This window comes from Bradyrhizobium sp. CCH5-F6, assembly GCF_001556045.1.
Classification (GTDB): domain Bacteria; phylum Pseudomonadota; class Alphaproteobacteria; order Rhizobiales; family Xanthobacteraceae; genus Bradyrhizobium.
This window is the reverse complement of record NZ_LSIC01000054.1, coordinates 33,273-48,287: the sequence shown is the minus strand read 5'-3', so window position 1 is coordinate 48,287 and position 15,015 is coordinate 33,273. Positions and strand designations below refer to the sequence as shown.

Here is a 15,015-nt window from a genome sequence, read left to right as displayed (position 1 = left end):
CCTGCGGCTCCTGCCATGGCAGCCTCGACAACAAGGTCGGCAGCCCGTGGCTGGAAGGCCAGTCGGAGGTCTACATGAGGGAGCAGCTGCTGGCCTTCGCCTCGGGGCAGCGCCGCAACGACATCAGCCAGCAGATGCGCAACATCGCGCGCGCGATGACACCGCAGGAAATCAACGAAGCGGCAGCCTACTATGCCTCGCAGCCGCCGGATGTCGTGAAGGCGGTCGATTAGCTGCGCGCGCCCGTGGTCCGAGACAGGGACTTGGCCGCCAGTCGATCCCAAAGCAAGGGTCGGCGGAATTCAACCCGCGCTCTGCCGGTGATCCTCGCCTCGTCCGTAGCGATCGCGTCAAGAGACGATGTCTGGCTCACGATTCCGTCTCCACCAATGGATGAAGGCGTATCGACGGGCAGGCGCTGGCCGTAGCGGCGGAGCATACTCCGCGCCGTGGTAGGTGCGCTTCCGACCTTAAGGGATAAGGCTAACCTGATCCTGGCGCTGCAGCAGCCTCCCGAATTCCGTTGAGGGGGTCGTGCCCCCTTCAACTACATCCCCATCGAATAGGATGGCTCATGTTCGGGTGGGGTTCGTCCAGTCGGGACGCTCTTCCAACGCAACGCATACACCGACCCCGAGATTGTTTAGCAGCCGATAGAGGCGCTCGACACTGTAGTCGTTCGTGCGTCCGTTACGGAGTTCGGAGACCTTCGGCTGAGGGATGCCCGTGATCCGGCCGGCCTCGGCCTGGACCGTGCCGCGCTTCTCGCTGACCTCGTCGATCTTGCCAACAAGCCTCGATTTCAGAAGTCGGGTTTACGCGTCGGGCACCGAGATTGGCGAATACGTTGCCCCGAGCGTGCCGGCCTACCAGTAGATTTCCATTTCTACAGTCGCCATCACGACATATCATTTTCTGAAGTATTTCAAGAAGCCAGTTTGGCGTTCGCGGCAGAGCGGTTGCGACCCGCTTCCTCTGCTGCACGTATTTGGATCGAATGATCTGAAATTCGCTTAGCTCCGCTGCTCTAGGACGGAATAATCCGCCCACCGCGCGTTTCCGATCTCGTGAATCACTGGTTGGAACTCGGCTCGCATCGCCACCACGACTGGCCGCTTCACCTATGGGCGTCTTCCCAGATTTTCTGAATGATCCCCAGCACTCTCCTGCTCACATGCAAATTGCAGAAGTGGCCGACCTGCCGCGAGGCCCACGAAGCCGTTGGATTTGGATCGTAGGTATATGTCTCTTCATTCCTCCCCCGCACACCTGAGGTGCCCAGACTTATCGCGCACGTCCGAAGGTGGGTGGCAGGTATCTTGGTCAATTCGCGTTCCACGCCCGTCGCCGTGATCGATTGTCCATAGAACTCGAGTTCTCCCTCGATCGCTGCTCGACGCAGCTGATCGAGGAAGGCGACCGCTTCTCCATTTCCCTTGATCAATCCGATCTTGTTCGCCCAGGTGGCCATCATCAGCAGCGGGTACGGACCGAAGAAGAGCCTCCATCGGCGTCGAATCTGCTGGTGCAGGGACGAGCCTGCGGCAACGGCCATCGTCCACCCGGGAAACCCCGATAAGATCGTCTCGCCAGGACAAGTGACGGACGTGTTGACGTCGAGAAGTGAAAGTCCGGCGCCAGCTCCAATCAAACAAAGCGCAACAGCCATCCGACGCGGCGACGCTCCGCGGTCAGAATGGGCGGAACATTTTCGGTGGCCACTTGCTCCCGCGGATCGCTTCCGTCGAGCAGGAGAATCCTTACTTGAAGTCCCCGCGCCGCAGCATCGGCTCTCAATCTGAGATGTTCGTGCCATAACTCTTCCGGTCGATAGGGTCAGGTCGCCGAGCTCAGACCGCATGCACCCTTGGCGAACCGAAAGCGACCGCAATTCCGATATCATGCTGCCGCCGGCGTGCTACATCCATAGCCGGCATGCGAGATCTGCATGCTTCAACTACGGGCTTGCATCTGTAATTTTTCGCCGAGCTCAACGTCTATAGAAGGCTAGTCGTATGCATACGGCATGGCATTTCTTCCCAACCGTCGCACAACAGCTGCGGCGGGAACGATGGGGCAGCGCTGTTTGGCGCCAGGCGGGGTCATCCTTTCGATGTTCGATGTCTCAAGAGCCGCAATGACGATCCCCGAATGCTTGTTGGCTCAATTGGCCGGATCGAACGGGCTGGAAACGCGATGGCCGCGAAAGTTTGCCGAGTAGGCATGGGATCGGATGTCGGTCATATTCGTGCGGTATTGAAGGAAATCTTCGAGAGTGCCGCGATTCGGCGCAACGCCGAGATGCTGGTCGACGGCAGCGACATTCGAAACCGCGAAGCGGTAATCTGCTTCAAAATGTTGATCGGCTCGATCGACCTCGCAGACGCCGATCTCATTGCGGCCTTTCATGAGCTTTGGGTCGGCCGTGAGGATGAACGCGCCCATACGCAGCTTCTGAGCAAGGTGGGATACGAGTTCTGGCCGCAGAACGCAGCACAGTTCCTTTCCCGGTTCATTGCCGAGCGTACCGGTGGCATCCGAAATCTCGACTTCGGCGACTGAGCCCCCATCGCACCAGCGAGAAGCCGTCCAGAAGCCGGCCAATCCGCGATCAATTCGCCGCTTGGGCGTGGGCAGCCGCCTTCGACGAAGTGAAACGCGATGGAATAGTTCACGAAGGCTGCCGCGGATCCGGTCCGGCCTCGCGATTGCGCTCCGCACCGGATCGACCCGGCAGTGGTGCCGCAGGGGCGGTATCGGACTCGTCGCCGCGAAACGACGGCGCGCGACGTCTTACGAGCCTTTCCAGGACCTCCCGCCGCGGCCTCTCTCCCGGAGTCCCCGCGTCCGATCAAGAAGCCGCAATTCGCCTTCGGCGGGTCTGATCGATGAGGCGCGGACTCGGCGTCCAGCACGCAAAAGGTCTCGCTTCCGACCTTTCGACCGTCGTGCCAAAACTCGAAGATCCACTCTCCGGCTACGATCTCCCACGTGTGGTCAAACATGAACTCGCGATAGGCCTGGGCGCCGATTGAGCCGCGAATGGTATACTCACTTTCGTAGTGCCGAACCTCCGAAGCCGGATCGAGCAATCCCGCCTCCGGAAAGACGGTGACGAGCCTGAGATCCACACGCGCGCCGGCGGGAACGCCCTCGACGACGTACCGCAGGCCGAATCGCAGCGACTGGCGCGCAGGGATTGTAGTCGTGCTCCGCACCAGAGAGGCGTTCCGGACGTTTGCGACCGCGCCAAGACTGCTATGAGCGATCGGCAGGTTTCCGCTGCTGGCATGAAAAATTCCCCGCTCGAGTACCCGAACCCGCTCGACCCGAAATTCGTCCGACAGCCCTGCCGAAACCGGTAGGATTGCGAACAGAACCGCGCCTGAGCACAAGGCGCGAGGCAGGACCGATGCGAACTGGTCCGGACGTCGGCGCACGTTCCGTATCCTTCGGTGAACCGAGCTTCGGGAGGAGCCTAGGGCGCGCAATGCTCGAGCCTCCTGCGAGAAGCTTTGCTTCCGAGACCGAGATGATCCGCTCGCATGGGTCGGCGACCTTTCCGCGAAGCTTGCCGGCCGACCGATGGTTGCGATGCGGATCCGTTCTCTCTCGAAGGCAGCCGCTCGATTCCCAACCTCAGTCCCAGTGCGTTCAGGAAGATCAGGACGGTACGAAATCGCGGTATGCGAGGAAAAGCGAACGAGCGATAGAGATTCTCCCGTGAGAGTATCGTCGCTCGCGCCAGTTCCGAAACATTGTCATGAGAGCGTACGGTTTCCGCCAACGCTTCGATGGCCAGATCCAAGTCGGCGCTTCTGAATGCCGTCGCGAGCGAACGAGCCGTCGTCTTCGAGACCGGCCGAGGTGCCTCCGCGGACGGATATGGCTCGAACTTAACGATCAGACGCAATCCCAAAACGCGTAGCACTCTAACCATCGTGTCCAGCGCAGGTCCGCTCTCGCAGCGGAATGCGCGGTAAATGGTCGTTCGGTCTACCTTCGCAGCTCGAGCAATCTTGGCGATTCCCTCTCCGACCACCGCCGCGTCGACGGCCCTGCAGATCGAACGCAGATCACTCGTCGCGAACGCCCGAGCGAGAGCGCCTCGGTGGGCCCGCCTGGACGAGTTTGTCGGAGGTGTCGGGGTCGGCATGTCCATACTAGCGAAAGGTGCGCCCCGCCTCCGTCGCCGACGTCGGGAGGGCCAGAAAGGACGGTATCCGCGAGCCAATCAAATTTCGCTCGCCCAAACATCGATTCAGGAAATCCGACGAAGGTCGCCGACGTTCACGGATTGCCGCATCGCGACTCCGTGAGCACGCTTCCGACGCACTTCCCGTCATTCAAACCATCATCGGCATGTTATAGACGTGTCCTGTAGCCGATCCAGCGGGACCTTTCGATATCATATCGGCGTCGGCGCACGGCAACCATCTGCGGCGATCTGGTGTGCACACTGGTATGCGCAGGCCGCTGTAATAACATGCCTGTTTCGCCGTCAATATTCAGTTGGAGAGTTTTGCCTAGTCGCCGTCGCCTCGTTGGCCGGTTGGGTTCATGGCGACGGCGAGAATAGGAGCGACGTCATCGGCGCCCACCGAACGGATATGGCGCAGATCCACGCCAGATCAGCATCTTTGGCCATCGTACGCAACGGATCAGGGCGCATTATGGGCATACGGTCGCGATTTTTGGGAGCGTTCGATCCTCTTCTGGGACACGCTTCGACAACGAGCTGACGATCTGATCGAGCATGAGCGCCGGGGGCTGCCGCCTCTCCTGGACTTCCGTTTCGAGACGATTCTCGATGCGCGCCAGTTCGAGCGTCCGGTCAATTACGTCTTGCTGCGCATCCTACCCGAGCACGAATCTGCCAGCGGTCCAGGCAGCGAGAAGAAGCCGCCGATATTGATCCTGGACCCGCGGGCGGGACATGGGCCGGGCATCGGCGGATTCAAGCAGGACTCCGAAGTGGGCATCGCCCTCGCCGACGGCAATCCTGTCTATTTCGTCTCGTTTTTTCCGCAACCTTGTCATGGACAAACCCTCGCCGATGTGTTGCACGCGCTCCGGCGCTTCGTGGAAGCCGTGGCCCACCGCCACCCAGATCGACCGCCTATCCTTTACGGCAATTGTCAGGCCGGTTGGGCGGTCACCCTGCTTTCGGCGGATTGCAGTGGCCTAGTCGGTCCGGCGGTACTCAACGGGTCGCCCCTCTCCTATTGGTCGGGAGAAGCAGGGATCAACCCCATGCGCCTCGCCGCCGGGTTCAACGGGGGAGCCTGGCTTGTACACCTCGTGTCCGATCTCAGCGACGGCCGGTTCGATGGCGCCTGGCTCGCCCAGAACTTCGAGAATCTCAAGCCCGAGGCACAGTGGGAGAAATACGCCGATCTGTTCACGCATATCGATCGGGAACGCGAACGCTTTCTTGACTTCGAGCGCTGGTGGGGGAGCTTCTTCTTCCTCAGCCGTGAGGAAATCCTGGCGATCGTCGAGAACCTGTTCATCGGCAATCAGCTCGAGGGCGGCCGCTTCCGAATCTGTGAATACTGCTTCGCCGACCTTCGCCGCATCCGCAACCCGCTCGTGATCTTTGCCTCCTACGGCGACAACATCACGCCGCCGCACCAGGCGCTCGGCTGGATTCCCGTCGTGTACAAGACCACGGAACAGCTGATCCAGGCTGGCCAACGCATCGTCTATTTGACGAACCCCCACGTAGGCCATTTGGGAATTTTCGTCTCCGCTAAGATTGCCCAACGCGAGCACCGGGCCATTCTTGCCAGCCTCTCGGAAATCGAAGGGCTGGCACCGGGCCTATACGAGATGAAGATCGAAGAGGCAGACTCTTCGGGCGCGTCCAATCTGCCTTTTGCGGTTCGGTTCGAATCCCGACGTGTCGAAGAGCTCAAATTCCTGCCGCCGGATCCTGCTTTCGAGCGAATAAGGGATTTCTCGGAGGCGGCTGAAGCCATCTACAGGACCTTGTTCAGTCCCTTCGTCCAGGCCACCTCGAATCCCTTGACGGCGGAAGCGGCCAAATGGTTTCACCCGATGCGGATGAGCCGTTATCTGCTCTCGTCATCCTTTTCGCCGTGGCTCCGCGGACTCCCGGAACTTGCCAGCTCGATCCGCGATACCCGTGTCCCGCTTGCAGGAGACAATCCGTACCTTGGCGCCGAACGGACGTTCATCGGCCTGACCACCTCGCTGATCGAGGCGACCCGAATAAATCGCGACGCCGCGCTGGAACGCATGTTCGAGTTCCTGTACAGCCGTACGTCCTCTCGCGGGGTCTGATCGCCCGTTTAGAGTTCGGCGCGATCAGCCTCGTCGGCAAGCGACGTGCGCCGCTGCCAAGGCAACCGGCCCTCGATTTCAATCTGAAGCGAGAAGCTCAAGAAGGTGCGGATCACGATAATAAGGGCAAGGATTCCCAGTCGATCGAATGACGGCACTATCGCGACCATACCGATGATATCGGCGGCAATCAGGAACTCCAACCCGAGCAAAATGCCTCGACCGAGGTTCGCCCGATAAGAGCGAAATGCATCGGCAAATCCCCCGTGCCGCAATTCGCGAAGCGACCAGACGGTTGCGGCTACCACGCCGCAGACGATCACCACCACACCGAGCAGCTCGATGGCCGACGCGGTCCAGTGAAGTCCGTGCAGAATCGCGCCTTGCGTTTGCTCGTTGAAGATCCGCTCCGAGGTTATCATCCGCGTCCCACCATACGCTCCCCCACCCGACGGACGATCTTGGTCCGTCGACTAGATTTGCGGCTCGCCACCTGCGCCTGCCGGCGTCGATCTATTCCCCCCGGAAGACAAACTCTTGTCGACCTGCTTCGACCAAGTGCGATAGTAAGCGATGATCGTCAGGATGCACAGGCCGGCGGCGCCGACCAGGAGCTGGACCAAAATCCCCTCCGAACCGAATTCCAGCACAAAATGGGCCACGAAAGAAAGAAAGAGGCCCACGCAAAAGATCGGCAACGATTGCTGGCCGCACCTGATCAGCGGCTTGAAGATGGGCCACTGCAATCCGGGCCAGTCGATGGGAATGAGAGCGACGACGATGAATACCAGGCTGGCCAAATGGATCACTCGGTAAGGCGCGAGATTGGTCTTGTCGTTGGGGATGAACATTTCATCGATCGAATCGGGGATGAGCTGTCGTAGCTCCGGAATCCGCTCCGCCAGGGTGATCACGAGAGCAAACAGCAAGAAGCCGGCACTAAGCGCATAGAGAATCCGAAAACGGAGCAGCCATCGACTGGCCTCGGCGCCCCCGAGCGCGAGCCAGGCTCCAAGAACGAAGAGCAACTGCCAGGCATAGGGATTGAAGTACCACACTCCCGCAGGATAGGATTCGAAGTTCCAGCCGTAGTGACGAGCGGCCAAGTATAGCCCGATCGATCCGACCATGACGGCGTTCCGCCATCGCAGCATGAACCAAAGTACGATCGGGAATGCCGCCATCAGCACGATGTAGAGTGGCAGGACGTCGAGATTGAGCGGCTTGAATTTCAGCGCCAAGCCCTGCGAAAGCGTCTCGACGGGAAAATTCATGAGGTGCGCGACGTTGAATTGATCCATGAGATGCGGATCATCGAACCTGTGCGAAAGGTAATGCACCGAAGTGAGGTAAAACAGGAAAAGCAGCAAATGGGCGGCATAGAGTTGCCACACTCGGCGCAACAGCCTGGTCGCTCCGACTACAAAGCCGCGATCCATCATGATCTTACCGAATACGAAGGTCGCGGTGTATCCGGAGATCAACACGAACAGGTCGGCTCCATCGCTGAAGCCGTAGTTCCGGGTGGTGAACCAGGCGAGCGCCGAGTCCGGGATGTGACCCAGAAAGATCAGCCAGTTCGCCAGTCCGCGAAATAGATCGAGGCGGAGATCGCGCTGGGACTTCGGCAGCACAGATCTCACGGTGATCGTTTCCCAAAGCCGCTCTCGTACGAAGATCGCTATCTGCAGCGTCCTGCCGGTCGCACGGTCAGTCGTTTCGTCAGGCAAGCCTGCTCCCCTTCATTCCTGATGATGTGTTTCCGCGCCACCGGCAGGGGTGACGAAAGTTCGTATCTTACGGCTCGTTGTCATACGGGCAACCATCAGGCTTCGTACTCGATAAGGAACGCGGTCGGCGGGCGAACCGCGTTGGGTGAGGAAGCGCAGGGCCTCGGGAAAGCGAACGGCTAGATATGAATATGCCAAGTACTTGATGATCTTCCCGGCAAGAATGGCGACGAAGACGTCAGTGATCGGCAGTCGATAGATTCCAGCTACCGCGAGCATCGGCACTTTGGGAACGGGCAGCGGCAAGGCCATCAGTGCGAATATGGCGAGGAGACCGTATTTCGACAGCCAATCCGTCGCCTGCGACCAAGCTTGCGAGTCCGCGAGCTCGGGGTAACGCGCAAGCAATATGCTCCAGCCGAAATGGTGAAAGGTGAGGTACAGGCCGAGGGACGCGGTCGCGCTTCCGACGGCGGCCATCAAGGCGGTCATCGTCCATTGGCGTCGGCAGGCCAGGGCCGCCACGACTACCAACCACTCCACGGGAACGCTCATCGTCAGCGTGGAAAGGAAGGCGGTCGCTCCAACCAACGGCGGAAACGAGCTGCGCTCGGCCTGACCGAGGATATCTCGACGAATTTGTGCGTCGTGGCGTGACCAATCATTGGCTCTCCGTCGCCCGCGCCATTTGCAGCCGTTCTCCCTGTTCTGGCTTGAAAGCCTCAGTCGACCCGCCGAGATCGGCCGGTGCAGGTTCGCCATTTTCTGGTTCGAAACTCGCCCAATGGTCGACCTGCACCGGCCTCCAAGGCGTATCATCGTCTTATGATCGTCGAGGCGATGATAGCAGTTCGATCCATATTCGAACTCTGTTGCCGCTTGAGGGAAATCTCCCTGTGGCAACAACAGAGTGTGCCCGACAGTCCGGGGCTATTCTGATCTGTCGGGCGAACGAGCACTGCCGTTCCCTTGGTAGGCTACTTGGAGCCGGTCGACGGCGCAGCGGAAGGATTCGCGCCGGTGGTCGCGGTTGAATCTCTCGACGGAGCTGAGCCGTCCTGCTTCATTCCCGACCCCATCCGACCATGGTCGCCTTCCATTCCCTTTCGGTGCATTTGGTCCCCCATCTTGCCCATCCCATCCCGCATCATCTCGTGGCCCATGCCGGACCTCGGCTGAGTGGACGGATTCTGTTGGGGGGCATTCTGCTGATTCTGATTGTCCGGAGTCTGCTGCTGGGCAGACGCAACCCCGGACACGCCCAAGATCGCTGCGAGCGCGACAGCTGCCGCAAGCCTTCCTTGACCGATGAACTTCATCGTGATCTCCAATTCGTGATGTTTGGCGGCCAGTTTCGATGACTGGTGTCGGGACGCTATGGCCGCTCGCCGAGCTCACATTGACCAATGTCAAATGGAAGCCGTGCGGCCAAGCAATCTTTTTGCGTCAGTTCGGTGTAATAGATCGAGGCACCCGTCGTCGCTAATCGGCGGTCGTGCAGTGCACCGGCTTTCAAAATAGCGGGGAACCTCGGATAGCGACTGCAGCCGACATCGAAAGAAGGGCGTGAGGCACTCAAGTCGTTGACCATCAGAGAGCCGAGTCGGTTGGAGCCGAGCACGCCCCCCGCATGGGCCAAAACGGAAGGCCTTCCACCGCTTCCTCGAGAAGCACTTCTGCTGCCAGACGAAGAGTGGCTCCGATACGCGCTTCCAAAGCTGGCGACGATCTCGGCCATTGCGCTGCGAGCGGGACCCGATCGACCGAAACGTTTCATTCTTTCCTCTCGCGTAGGCCTCCTAGCACTCGTTCCTCCAGCGGCGCATCAAATCGCCGATCCAAGCTTTCAAAATCGCATCGCCTTATTAAGGGGCGATCTGAAGCCGCACGCCGATTCGCCTCTCCTTCCGCCAAACCACGCGACATTTCAGGCTTGCGCGATCAAGCAGCAGGTTAAACCTCTCGGGAATTCCGACCGGAGATTCGATCTCTAGCGATGCGCCAGTCGCGGAGACGTTGCGTACGATGCAACTTATGGCCCCACCTCCGCATAGATGGTGCCGAACTTGAGAACCCTGCGTCGAGCAGACGATCGTTGCTCCTCCATTTCGTCACCTCCCGCCGGTCATTCGCGCCTGATTACTACGGATGCCGGGCCGAATGCTCATGACCGGCGCCTTGCGAGGCATCGCTTGGCGACTACTTCCCCTGTACGTCGCCTTGCGTTTCCATGGGCCTCATCTCTTCGTCCGGAGGTGCCTTTGCGACAATGTCTCTGTATTGCTGGGGCGACATCTCGGGCAGCCTGAGACGAACCCGACGATGCTCCATATCGTGGAGTCATCGTGCTCGCGTCCCCAAGCCGGCATCGCGGTCATCTTCAGTCCGTGCTTCACGACCCAAAAGGCCGTCCGGGGATCGACCGGGTACCGGGAGAGGTTCGGCGGTCGGGGATAGAGGCCCTGCCGCAACTCCGACTCCGGTATGCCCGGCGCGAGGTGACAATTCGCGCACATCGCCGCGTACTGTCCGGCTCCCTTCAACACCAGTCGCTCATCCGCAAGATTTGGCGGATTGACCGACCGCGCGCATACCGCGATGGATCGGTCGCGGAAAAGCTCGATCGTCGCTCTCGTTGCGGGCCAGTGCGGGGTATCGGCGCCGACGTCGTAAGCTCCGGACGCGACGAACAGCCCCGCGGAGATAATCGCGAGGACGAACACAACTGCGATCGATGCAAGAGCGGTCCTCATTGGCATCTGATGAATTAGAATCCTTCGAGTCCGGATCGCGACCCCTCCGGTGGACAATCGAACCTTTCGCCTTCCTCGGTGCCGGTCACGGCGACACCCTCCGGTTCAGCCCGGCGTCGATGTATTCAGATCGCCATCGCCAGGCAGTTTTCGGCGCAGAAACGACACGCCTCGACACAGCTTTCCATACCACCGGTGCGTTCGCATTCCTTCGCACACTCGGTGCAGATCGCCGCGCAGTCCTCGCAAACATGGCCGTGGTGAGGCGATCTCAACAGCATGATGTGCGCGGTGGTGCGGCACATCTCCGCACACGCCATCATCAGCCGAATGTGCTCCGCGTCGTTTCCGGCCAAACCACGCGTCGAGCCACTCGAGGCACGTCCTGTAGCAGTGCAGGCAGCAGTCGATGCACGTAGACATGTCCCTTTCCATCAAACTTTATCTCCCGTTCCTTGTCCTGGAGCACATCGATAATCAGATTCAGTCTTCAGCCCTTGCGTGGCTCAACCTGCATCCCATCCGGCCGGCAGGCTGCAAGCCGAAAGTAGGCACTCCTTCCATGCACGACCGGACGTGGCGAAGACGTTGTAACCGACCCACCGGTGTCGCTTCATGCGGTCGAGCAGGCGAAGATCGTCGAGCCTGACGAACCTCCGGACGGCAGGATCGAACACGATCAGCGAAAGCGAGTTCTCTTCCATGAGATAGCGCGACACGGAATGCTTCCTATCGGAGCCATGCTCCTCGCAAATGACTAGGCAATCTCCGGCCAGCACGCCGCGCCCGCCGCGCAGCGCCTCGATCTCGACCCCTTCCACGTCCAGCTTGACCACCAGGGGCCGCGACGCGTCGATGACCCGCATCTCGGCAAGGCCATCGAGGGATACCGTTTTGACCGCACCCGATTCGGACCGTTCCACCGGCACGGTTTCGAGCTTCTCGTGACTTGTCCCCGTGACTCGCGCGAATCCGCTGCCACCGGCGATCGCGGCGTGGAGGCAACGGAAGCGATTCCCATTCAGCTCAGCATTCCGGTTCAGATGCTTCACGTTCAAGCCGCCCGCCTCGATCGCAATCGCCTGTTGCGCACCGAAGGGCTTGCTCGAGGCGAGGACCGACCAGTATCCGAAGTTCGCGCCGCAATCGACGAACCCATGGTGACCGAACGGCTCTGTGGCAACCGACCCGGCCTGCAGAGCCAAGACGGTCGCCCGGTCGAGCAAGCTTGCTCCCGCCAAACGTCCGCTTTTCCGATCGAACGTCAGCGTTTCCGGCGCGGAGAGAGCTGAGGCGCCGCGTGACGATATTCCCATGATTCCTCGCTGGCGAACGGTTACCGCGCAGAAGACGTCGCCGCCGTGCCGCACTCGGCGTACACAGGGGTCTCCGCCGTGAGGCCAAGGGACGATGCCCCCACCAGCACCATGGCTTTCGTCGTCGTTCCGACGAACGGCCCGCATCTGTGAACTCAATGGCTCGCATTCCGCACGAACCGCGCCAGAGCGGCCCAAGCTGCGTAGGGATGTTCCCTGCACCGACATCGGTCGCAGCGCCCGCTGCGGCGGACACACGGCCCGTCGCTAGGATGGGTTCAGAAGTTCGGTGGCCGGTAAAGGGCGGCCGGATCGTTGTCCGCGGTCCGCCGATATGCTGCGAACTCCCAGCGGGAGGTCAGCGCGGGCGGGTTTATCAATTCGACGACCTCCGCCGCCAATGCGTTGACACACAGCATTCCGCAGCATTGACCGTGCGAGGACTTACGACGGTCAGGCTCGTCCACTACATTCGCCGATCGTTCGCCGGTTCCGTCATCGTCTGCCTCTTGAACGGGTGCGGAATGATCTTGCACGCAATGGCTGGTATGGACGTAGGCAACCGCATGGTCCACCTCCTCGTGAACGTGGGCAATGCCCTTGCCGTGTTCATCTTCGAAGAGACAGGAAGCGGCGCGCGAGGAGAATGCAAACCCAAGCGGGGATGCCAGCAAGCAAAGCAGATAGAGCAGAGCGAGTAGCTTACCTGCCTTCAATCGCTTGGCCTTGGTCAGGCGTGTCAACAAACTCGAACGTTTCCTTCGCCGCAACGAATCGTTGTTGCAATGTAGGCCGAAAAATATTCGAAGCGAAGCCGGAAGAGCAGTTCACCACGTGGAGTACCGACCATCCTTTCTGCAGATCCTACTCTGCTAGTTGTTGGTGACCGGAAGTGATCTTCAAAAATAACTCGAATGAACCTGTAAGAAATCCGAGCCTCACGCGTCGCGAATCGCTGCCCTCTTTTTGTGCTTTGCAGACCGCCTCGAGGCGGGCAACTTTTGATCTGGCTCAACTGCACCGCTTGAGACTGAGCTTGATTGTTTCTGAATCAGACATCTGGTTTGATTGCCCTTAAGAACTTCGTCGAAACAGGAGAAAGAAAATGAACGCCCGCAAGTTGTTTTTGGCCGCAACCATTGCCTCCTTCGTTACGCTGCCGGCAATCGCGCAGACCGCCCCTTCCCCGAGCGATGGCGGACATCACTATTCAGGTGGACCAAGGGCCGAGCCGCACCACATGGGAAAGAAAGAGAGTACGGCCCCGAAGAAGAAGTCCTCCGGCGGCAGCCATCACTATGGCGGCGGACCCAAGTCCGATTTGCCGCATCATATCGGGCCCAAGAAGGATCAATGATCGGAGCGCGGTGATCCTACGAACTGGCTTGTGGGATCACTGCTTCGTTCAACCGAGCCTCCTGAGTTCGTTCAGGCACGATGCAGGTCCATCCCAGTTCCTTCGCGATGCGAGTCTGCAGCGCCCGGGCGGCTCGCGGCTCGCCATGAGTAACGAACGTCCTCCTCGGTGCCGCCCCGGCGCTCTTGAGCCATTCGATTATTTCGTCGGCATCCGCGTGTGCAGAAAGGGCATCGATGTTGCGAACCTCGGCGGCGACCGGGACATCCTCGCCGTGGATCCGGATCGTCCTAGCACCGGATATCATCGCCGCCCCTCGCGTCCCCTCGGCCTGATAGCCTGCAAACAAGACCGTACTCCTCTGATCCGACGCGAAGCGCTTCAGATGATGGAGCACCCGGCCGCCGGTCGCCATTCCGCTCGCGGAAATGATGACCTTCGGAACGGGGCTGTCGCTTAGGCGCTTCGAATCCTCGACGGAGCGGATATAGGTCGCGACAGCGCACGTTCTCTTGCATTCCTCGTATGACAACTTGTGATCGGACCTGAATTTGCAGAAGATTTCGCTCGCGTCGACCGCCATCGGACTGTCGAGGAAGATCGGCACGTTGGCCAGGCCGCCGGCCAATTTGATGCGTGCCAAGTAGTAAAGCAGCGCCTGAACACGGCCAACCGCGAACGCCGGAATGACCACCGTGCCACCGCGTTTCGCCGTCGTGCCGACGATCTCCTCGATTGTACGTTGAGGATCAATCTTTGGGTGCAAGCGGTCGCCATAGGTCGATTCGATAACGAGGTAATCGGTTTTTGCCAGCGGCTCGGGCTGTAGCATGATCGGATCGTCGTGCCGACCAAGGTCGCCGGATAATGCGATCGAGGTTCGCTCCCACTCTATCTCAATCGAGGAAGCCCCCAGGATGTGGCCGGCGCGCCGGAGTACCAGATTTGCGCCGCCCGGCAGGCTGTGGTCATCGTGAAACGATGTTGGCTTCAGCAGACGTAGGGCGGCTTCGGCATCCTTTACTGTGTAGAGCGGAAGAGCAGGCTTATGCTTTGAGAAGCCGCGCTTGTTGGCAAATCGTGCATCCTGCTCCTGCAGATGCCCCGAGTCGCGCAGCAGCACCTCGCATAGGGCGGCTGTCGCTTCGGAACAGACGATCGCTCCGGCGAATCCCTGCTTCACGAGAAGGGGTAGCGCGCCGGAATGATCGAGATGCGCGTGGGTTAGGACGACAGCGGAGATGCCGGCCGGCTGGATCGGAAATCTTTCCCAATTCATCTCGCGAAGTGACCTACCGCCTTGAAAGAGACCGCAATCGACGAGAATCCGATGGGACGGGGATTCGAGAAGATATTTGGAGCCTGTAACCGTCCCCGCTCCACCCAAGAAAGACAATTTCAGACTCATTCCGACCCTCTGAATTGCTGACCAGACCATTCGCTCCGTTTGGCGAGCGGCTCAACGGAGATCCGGAAGATCGGAGCGCTTCGGCGGCCGGTCAAGCAGAAGCTAGATTTCGGTTGCGCTTTATTGATCCGGTTGGGACAGTGTA

At 60.0% G+C, this 15,015-nt stretch carries 16 protein-coding genes and 2 pseudogenes; 4 read left to right on the top strand and 14 right to left on the bottom strand.

Annotated elements, in window-relative coordinates; genetic code table 11:
* Positions 1 to 233: c-type cytochrome (locus tag AX729_RS09635; RefSeq protein WP_502686906.1), on the top strand; the 233-nt coding region annotated here is incomplete at its 5' end.
* Positions 234 to 572: 339 nt separating this feature from the next.
* Here the strand turns inward: AX729_RS09635 and AX729_RS41770 are convergent.
* Complete coding sequence (locus AX729_RS41770; RefSeq protein ID WP_082770397.1) at positions 573 to 806, bottom strand: XRE family transcriptional regulator; 234 nt, start codon at positions 804 to 806, stop codon at positions 573 to 575.
* A gap of 311 nt (positions 807 to 1,117) precedes the next feature.
* Positions 1,118 to 1,669 (bottom strand): hypothetical protein, encoded by a 552-nt coding sequence (locus AX729_RS09630; RefSeq protein ID WP_156456842.1) that lies wholly within the window; start codon positions 1,667 to 1,669, stop codon positions 1,118 to 1,120.
* A 527-nt stretch (positions 1,670 to 2,196) separates the two neighbouring features.
* On the opposite strand from AX729_RS09630, the gene AX729_RS41100 reads away from it, so the two are divergent.
* Positions 2,197 to 2,562 (top strand): hypothetical protein, encoded by a 366-nt coding sequence (locus tag AX729_RS41100; protein ID WP_245325107.1) that lies wholly within the window; start codon positions 2,197 to 2,199, stop codon positions 2,560 to 2,562.
* A 362-nt stretch (positions 2,563 to 2,924) separates the two neighbouring features.
* Here AX729_RS41100 and AX729_RS41765 read toward each other — a convergent pair.
* A pseudogene (locus tag AX729_RS41765) lies at positions 2,925 to 3,440 on the bottom strand (hypothetical protein); the annotation flags it as partial.
* 38 nt (positions 3,441 to 3,478) lie between these two features.
* Complete coding sequence (locus AX729_RS41760; protein ID WP_502542757.1) at positions 3,479 to 4,156, bottom strand: hypothetical protein; 678 nt, start codon at positions 4,154 to 4,156, stop codon at positions 3,479 to 3,481.
* Between the two features lie 404 nt (positions 4,157 to 4,560).
* On the opposite strand from AX729_RS41760, the gene AX729_RS09620 reads away from it, so the two are divergent.
* Positions 4,561 to 6,306: a DUF3141 domain-containing protein gene (locus tag AX729_RS09620; protein WP_082770394.1), complete on the top strand. Its 1,746-nt coding sequence runs from the start codon at positions 4,561 to 4,563 to the stop codon at positions 6,304 to 6,306.
* 8 nt (positions 6,307 to 6,314) lie between these two features.
* Here the strand turns inward: AX729_RS09620 and AX729_RS09615 are convergent, their stop codons facing one another.
* The 9 genes and pseudogenes from AX729_RS09615 to AX729_RS39555 form a co-directional block, all read right to left on the bottom strand.
* Complete coding sequence (locus tag AX729_RS09615; RefSeq protein ID WP_024343377.1) at positions 6,315 to 6,728, bottom strand: DUF1622 domain-containing protein; 414 nt, start codon at positions 6,726 to 6,728, stop codon at positions 6,315 to 6,317.
* A 51-nt stretch (positions 6,729 to 6,779) separates the two neighbouring features.
* The gene (locus AX729_RS09610; protein WP_502686907.1) at positions 6,780 to 7,940 is read right to left on the bottom strand and encodes an OpgC domain-containing protein; all 1,161 of its coding nucleotides are present in this window, start codon (positions 7,938 to 7,940) and stop codon (positions 6,780 to 6,782) included.
* 108 nt (positions 7,941 to 8,048) lie between these two features.
* A complete protein-coding gene (locus AX729_RS09605; protein ID WP_197433565.1) occupies positions 8,049 to 8,798 on the bottom strand; it encodes a YqaA family protein in 750 nt (249 codons plus the stop codon).
* Between the two features lie 215 nt (positions 8,799 to 9,013).
* Positions 9,014 to 9,355 carry a hypothetical protein gene (locus AX729_RS09600; protein WP_061022341.1) on the bottom strand — a complete coding sequence of 114 codons (342 nt, stop codon included), beginning with the start codon at positions 9,353 to 9,355 and terminating at the stop codon, positions 9,014 to 9,016.
* Between the two features lie 546 nt (positions 9,356 to 9,901).
* Positions 9,902 to 10,143 (bottom strand): annotated as a pseudogene (locus AX729_RS38525) (PilZ domain-containing protein).
* Positions 10,144 to 10,273: 130 nt separating this feature from the next.
* A complete protein-coding gene (locus tag AX729_RS41095; RefSeq protein WP_245325108.1) occupies positions 10,274 to 10,552 on the bottom strand; it encodes a c-type cytochrome in 279 nt (92 codons plus the stop codon).
* A gap of 362 nt (positions 10,553 to 10,914) precedes the next feature.
* Positions 10,915 to 11,145 (bottom strand): four-helix bundle copper-binding protein, encoded by a 231-nt coding sequence (locus tag AX729_RS09590; RefSeq protein ID WP_502542676.1) that lies wholly within the window; start codon positions 11,143 to 11,145, stop codon positions 10,915 to 10,917.
* A gap of 150 nt (positions 11,146 to 11,295) precedes the next feature.
* Positions 11,296 to 12,105 carry an FkbM family methyltransferase gene (locus AX729_RS09585; RefSeq protein ID WP_063817236.1) on the bottom strand — a complete coding sequence of 270 codons (810 nt, stop codon included), beginning with the start codon at positions 12,103 to 12,105 and terminating at the stop codon, positions 11,296 to 11,298.
* A gap of 278 nt (positions 12,106 to 12,383) precedes the next feature.
* Positions 12,384 to 12,851 (bottom strand): hypothetical protein, encoded by a 468-nt coding sequence (locus AX729_RS39555; RefSeq protein ID WP_197433564.1) that lies wholly within the window; start codon positions 12,849 to 12,851, stop codon positions 12,384 to 12,386.
* Positions 12,852 to 13,210: 359 nt separating this feature from the next.
* Between AX729_RS39555 and AX729_RS09575 the strand changes: the two genes are divergently transcribed.
* Positions 13,211 to 13,462 (top strand): hypothetical protein, encoded by a 252-nt coding sequence (locus AX729_RS09575; protein ID WP_061022322.1) that lies wholly within the window; start codon positions 13,211 to 13,213, stop codon positions 13,460 to 13,462.
* 16 nt (positions 13,463 to 13,478) lie between these two features.
* Here the strand turns inward: AX729_RS09575 and AX729_RS09570 are convergent, their stop codons facing one another.
* The gene (locus AX729_RS09570) at positions 13,479 to 14,870 is read right to left on the bottom strand and encodes an MBL fold metallo-hydrolase RNA specificity domain-containing protein (RefSeq protein ID WP_082770392.1); all 1,392 of its coding nucleotides are present in this window, start codon (positions 14,868 to 14,870) and stop codon (positions 13,479 to 13,481) included.
* Between the last annotated feature and the right edge of the window lie 145 nt (positions 14,871 to 15,015).

What these genes read in the sequence shown, in the direction of transcription:
- AX729_RS09630 (WP_156456842.1), bottom strand. Translation starts at nt 1,669, where the DNA reads ATGGCTGTTGCGCTTTGTTTGATTGGAGCTGGCGCCGGACTTTCACTT.
- AX729_RS41100 (WP_245325107.1), top strand. Translation starts at nt 2,197, where the DNA reads ATGGCCGCGAAAGTTTGCCGAGTAGGCATGGGATCGGATGTCGGTCAT.
- AX729_RS41760 (WP_502542757.1), bottom strand. Translation starts at nt 4,156, where the DNA reads ATGCCGACCCCGACACCTCCGACAAACTCGTCCAGGCGGGCCCACCGA.
- AX729_RS09620 (WP_082770394.1), top strand. Translation starts at nt 4,561, where the DNA reads ATGGCGACGGCGAGAATAGGAGCGACGTCATCGGCGCCCACCGAACGG.
- AX729_RS09615 (WP_024343377.1), bottom strand. Translation starts at nt 6,728, where the DNA reads ATGATAACCTCGGAGCGGATCTTCAACGAGCAAACGCAAGGCGCGATT.
- AX729_RS09605 (WP_197433565.1), bottom strand. Translation starts at nt 8,798, where the DNA reads ATGGCGAACCTGCACCGGCCGATCTCGGCGGGTCGACTGAGGCTTTCA.
- AX729_RS09600 (WP_061022341.1), bottom strand. Translation starts at nt 9,355, where the DNA reads ATGAAGTTCATCGGTCAAGGAAGGCTTGCGGCAGCTGTCGCGCTCGCA.
- AX729_RS41095 (WP_245325108.1), bottom strand. Translation starts at nt 10,552, where the DNA reads ATGTGCGCGAATTGTCACCTCGCGCCGGGCATACCGGAGTCGGAGTTG.
- AX729_RS09585 (WP_063817236.1), bottom strand. Translation starts at nt 12,105, where the DNA reads ATGGGAATATCGTCACGCGGCGCCTCAGCTCTCTCCGCGCCGGAAACG.
- AX729_RS09575 (WP_061022322.1), top strand. Translation starts at nt 13,211, where the DNA reads ATGAACGCCCGCAAGTTGTTTTTGGCCGCAACCATTGCCTCCTTCGTT.
- AX729_RS09570 (WP_082770392.1), bottom strand. Translation starts at nt 14,870, where the DNA reads ATGAGTCTGAAATTGTCTTTCTTGGGTGGAGCGGGGACGGTTACAGGC.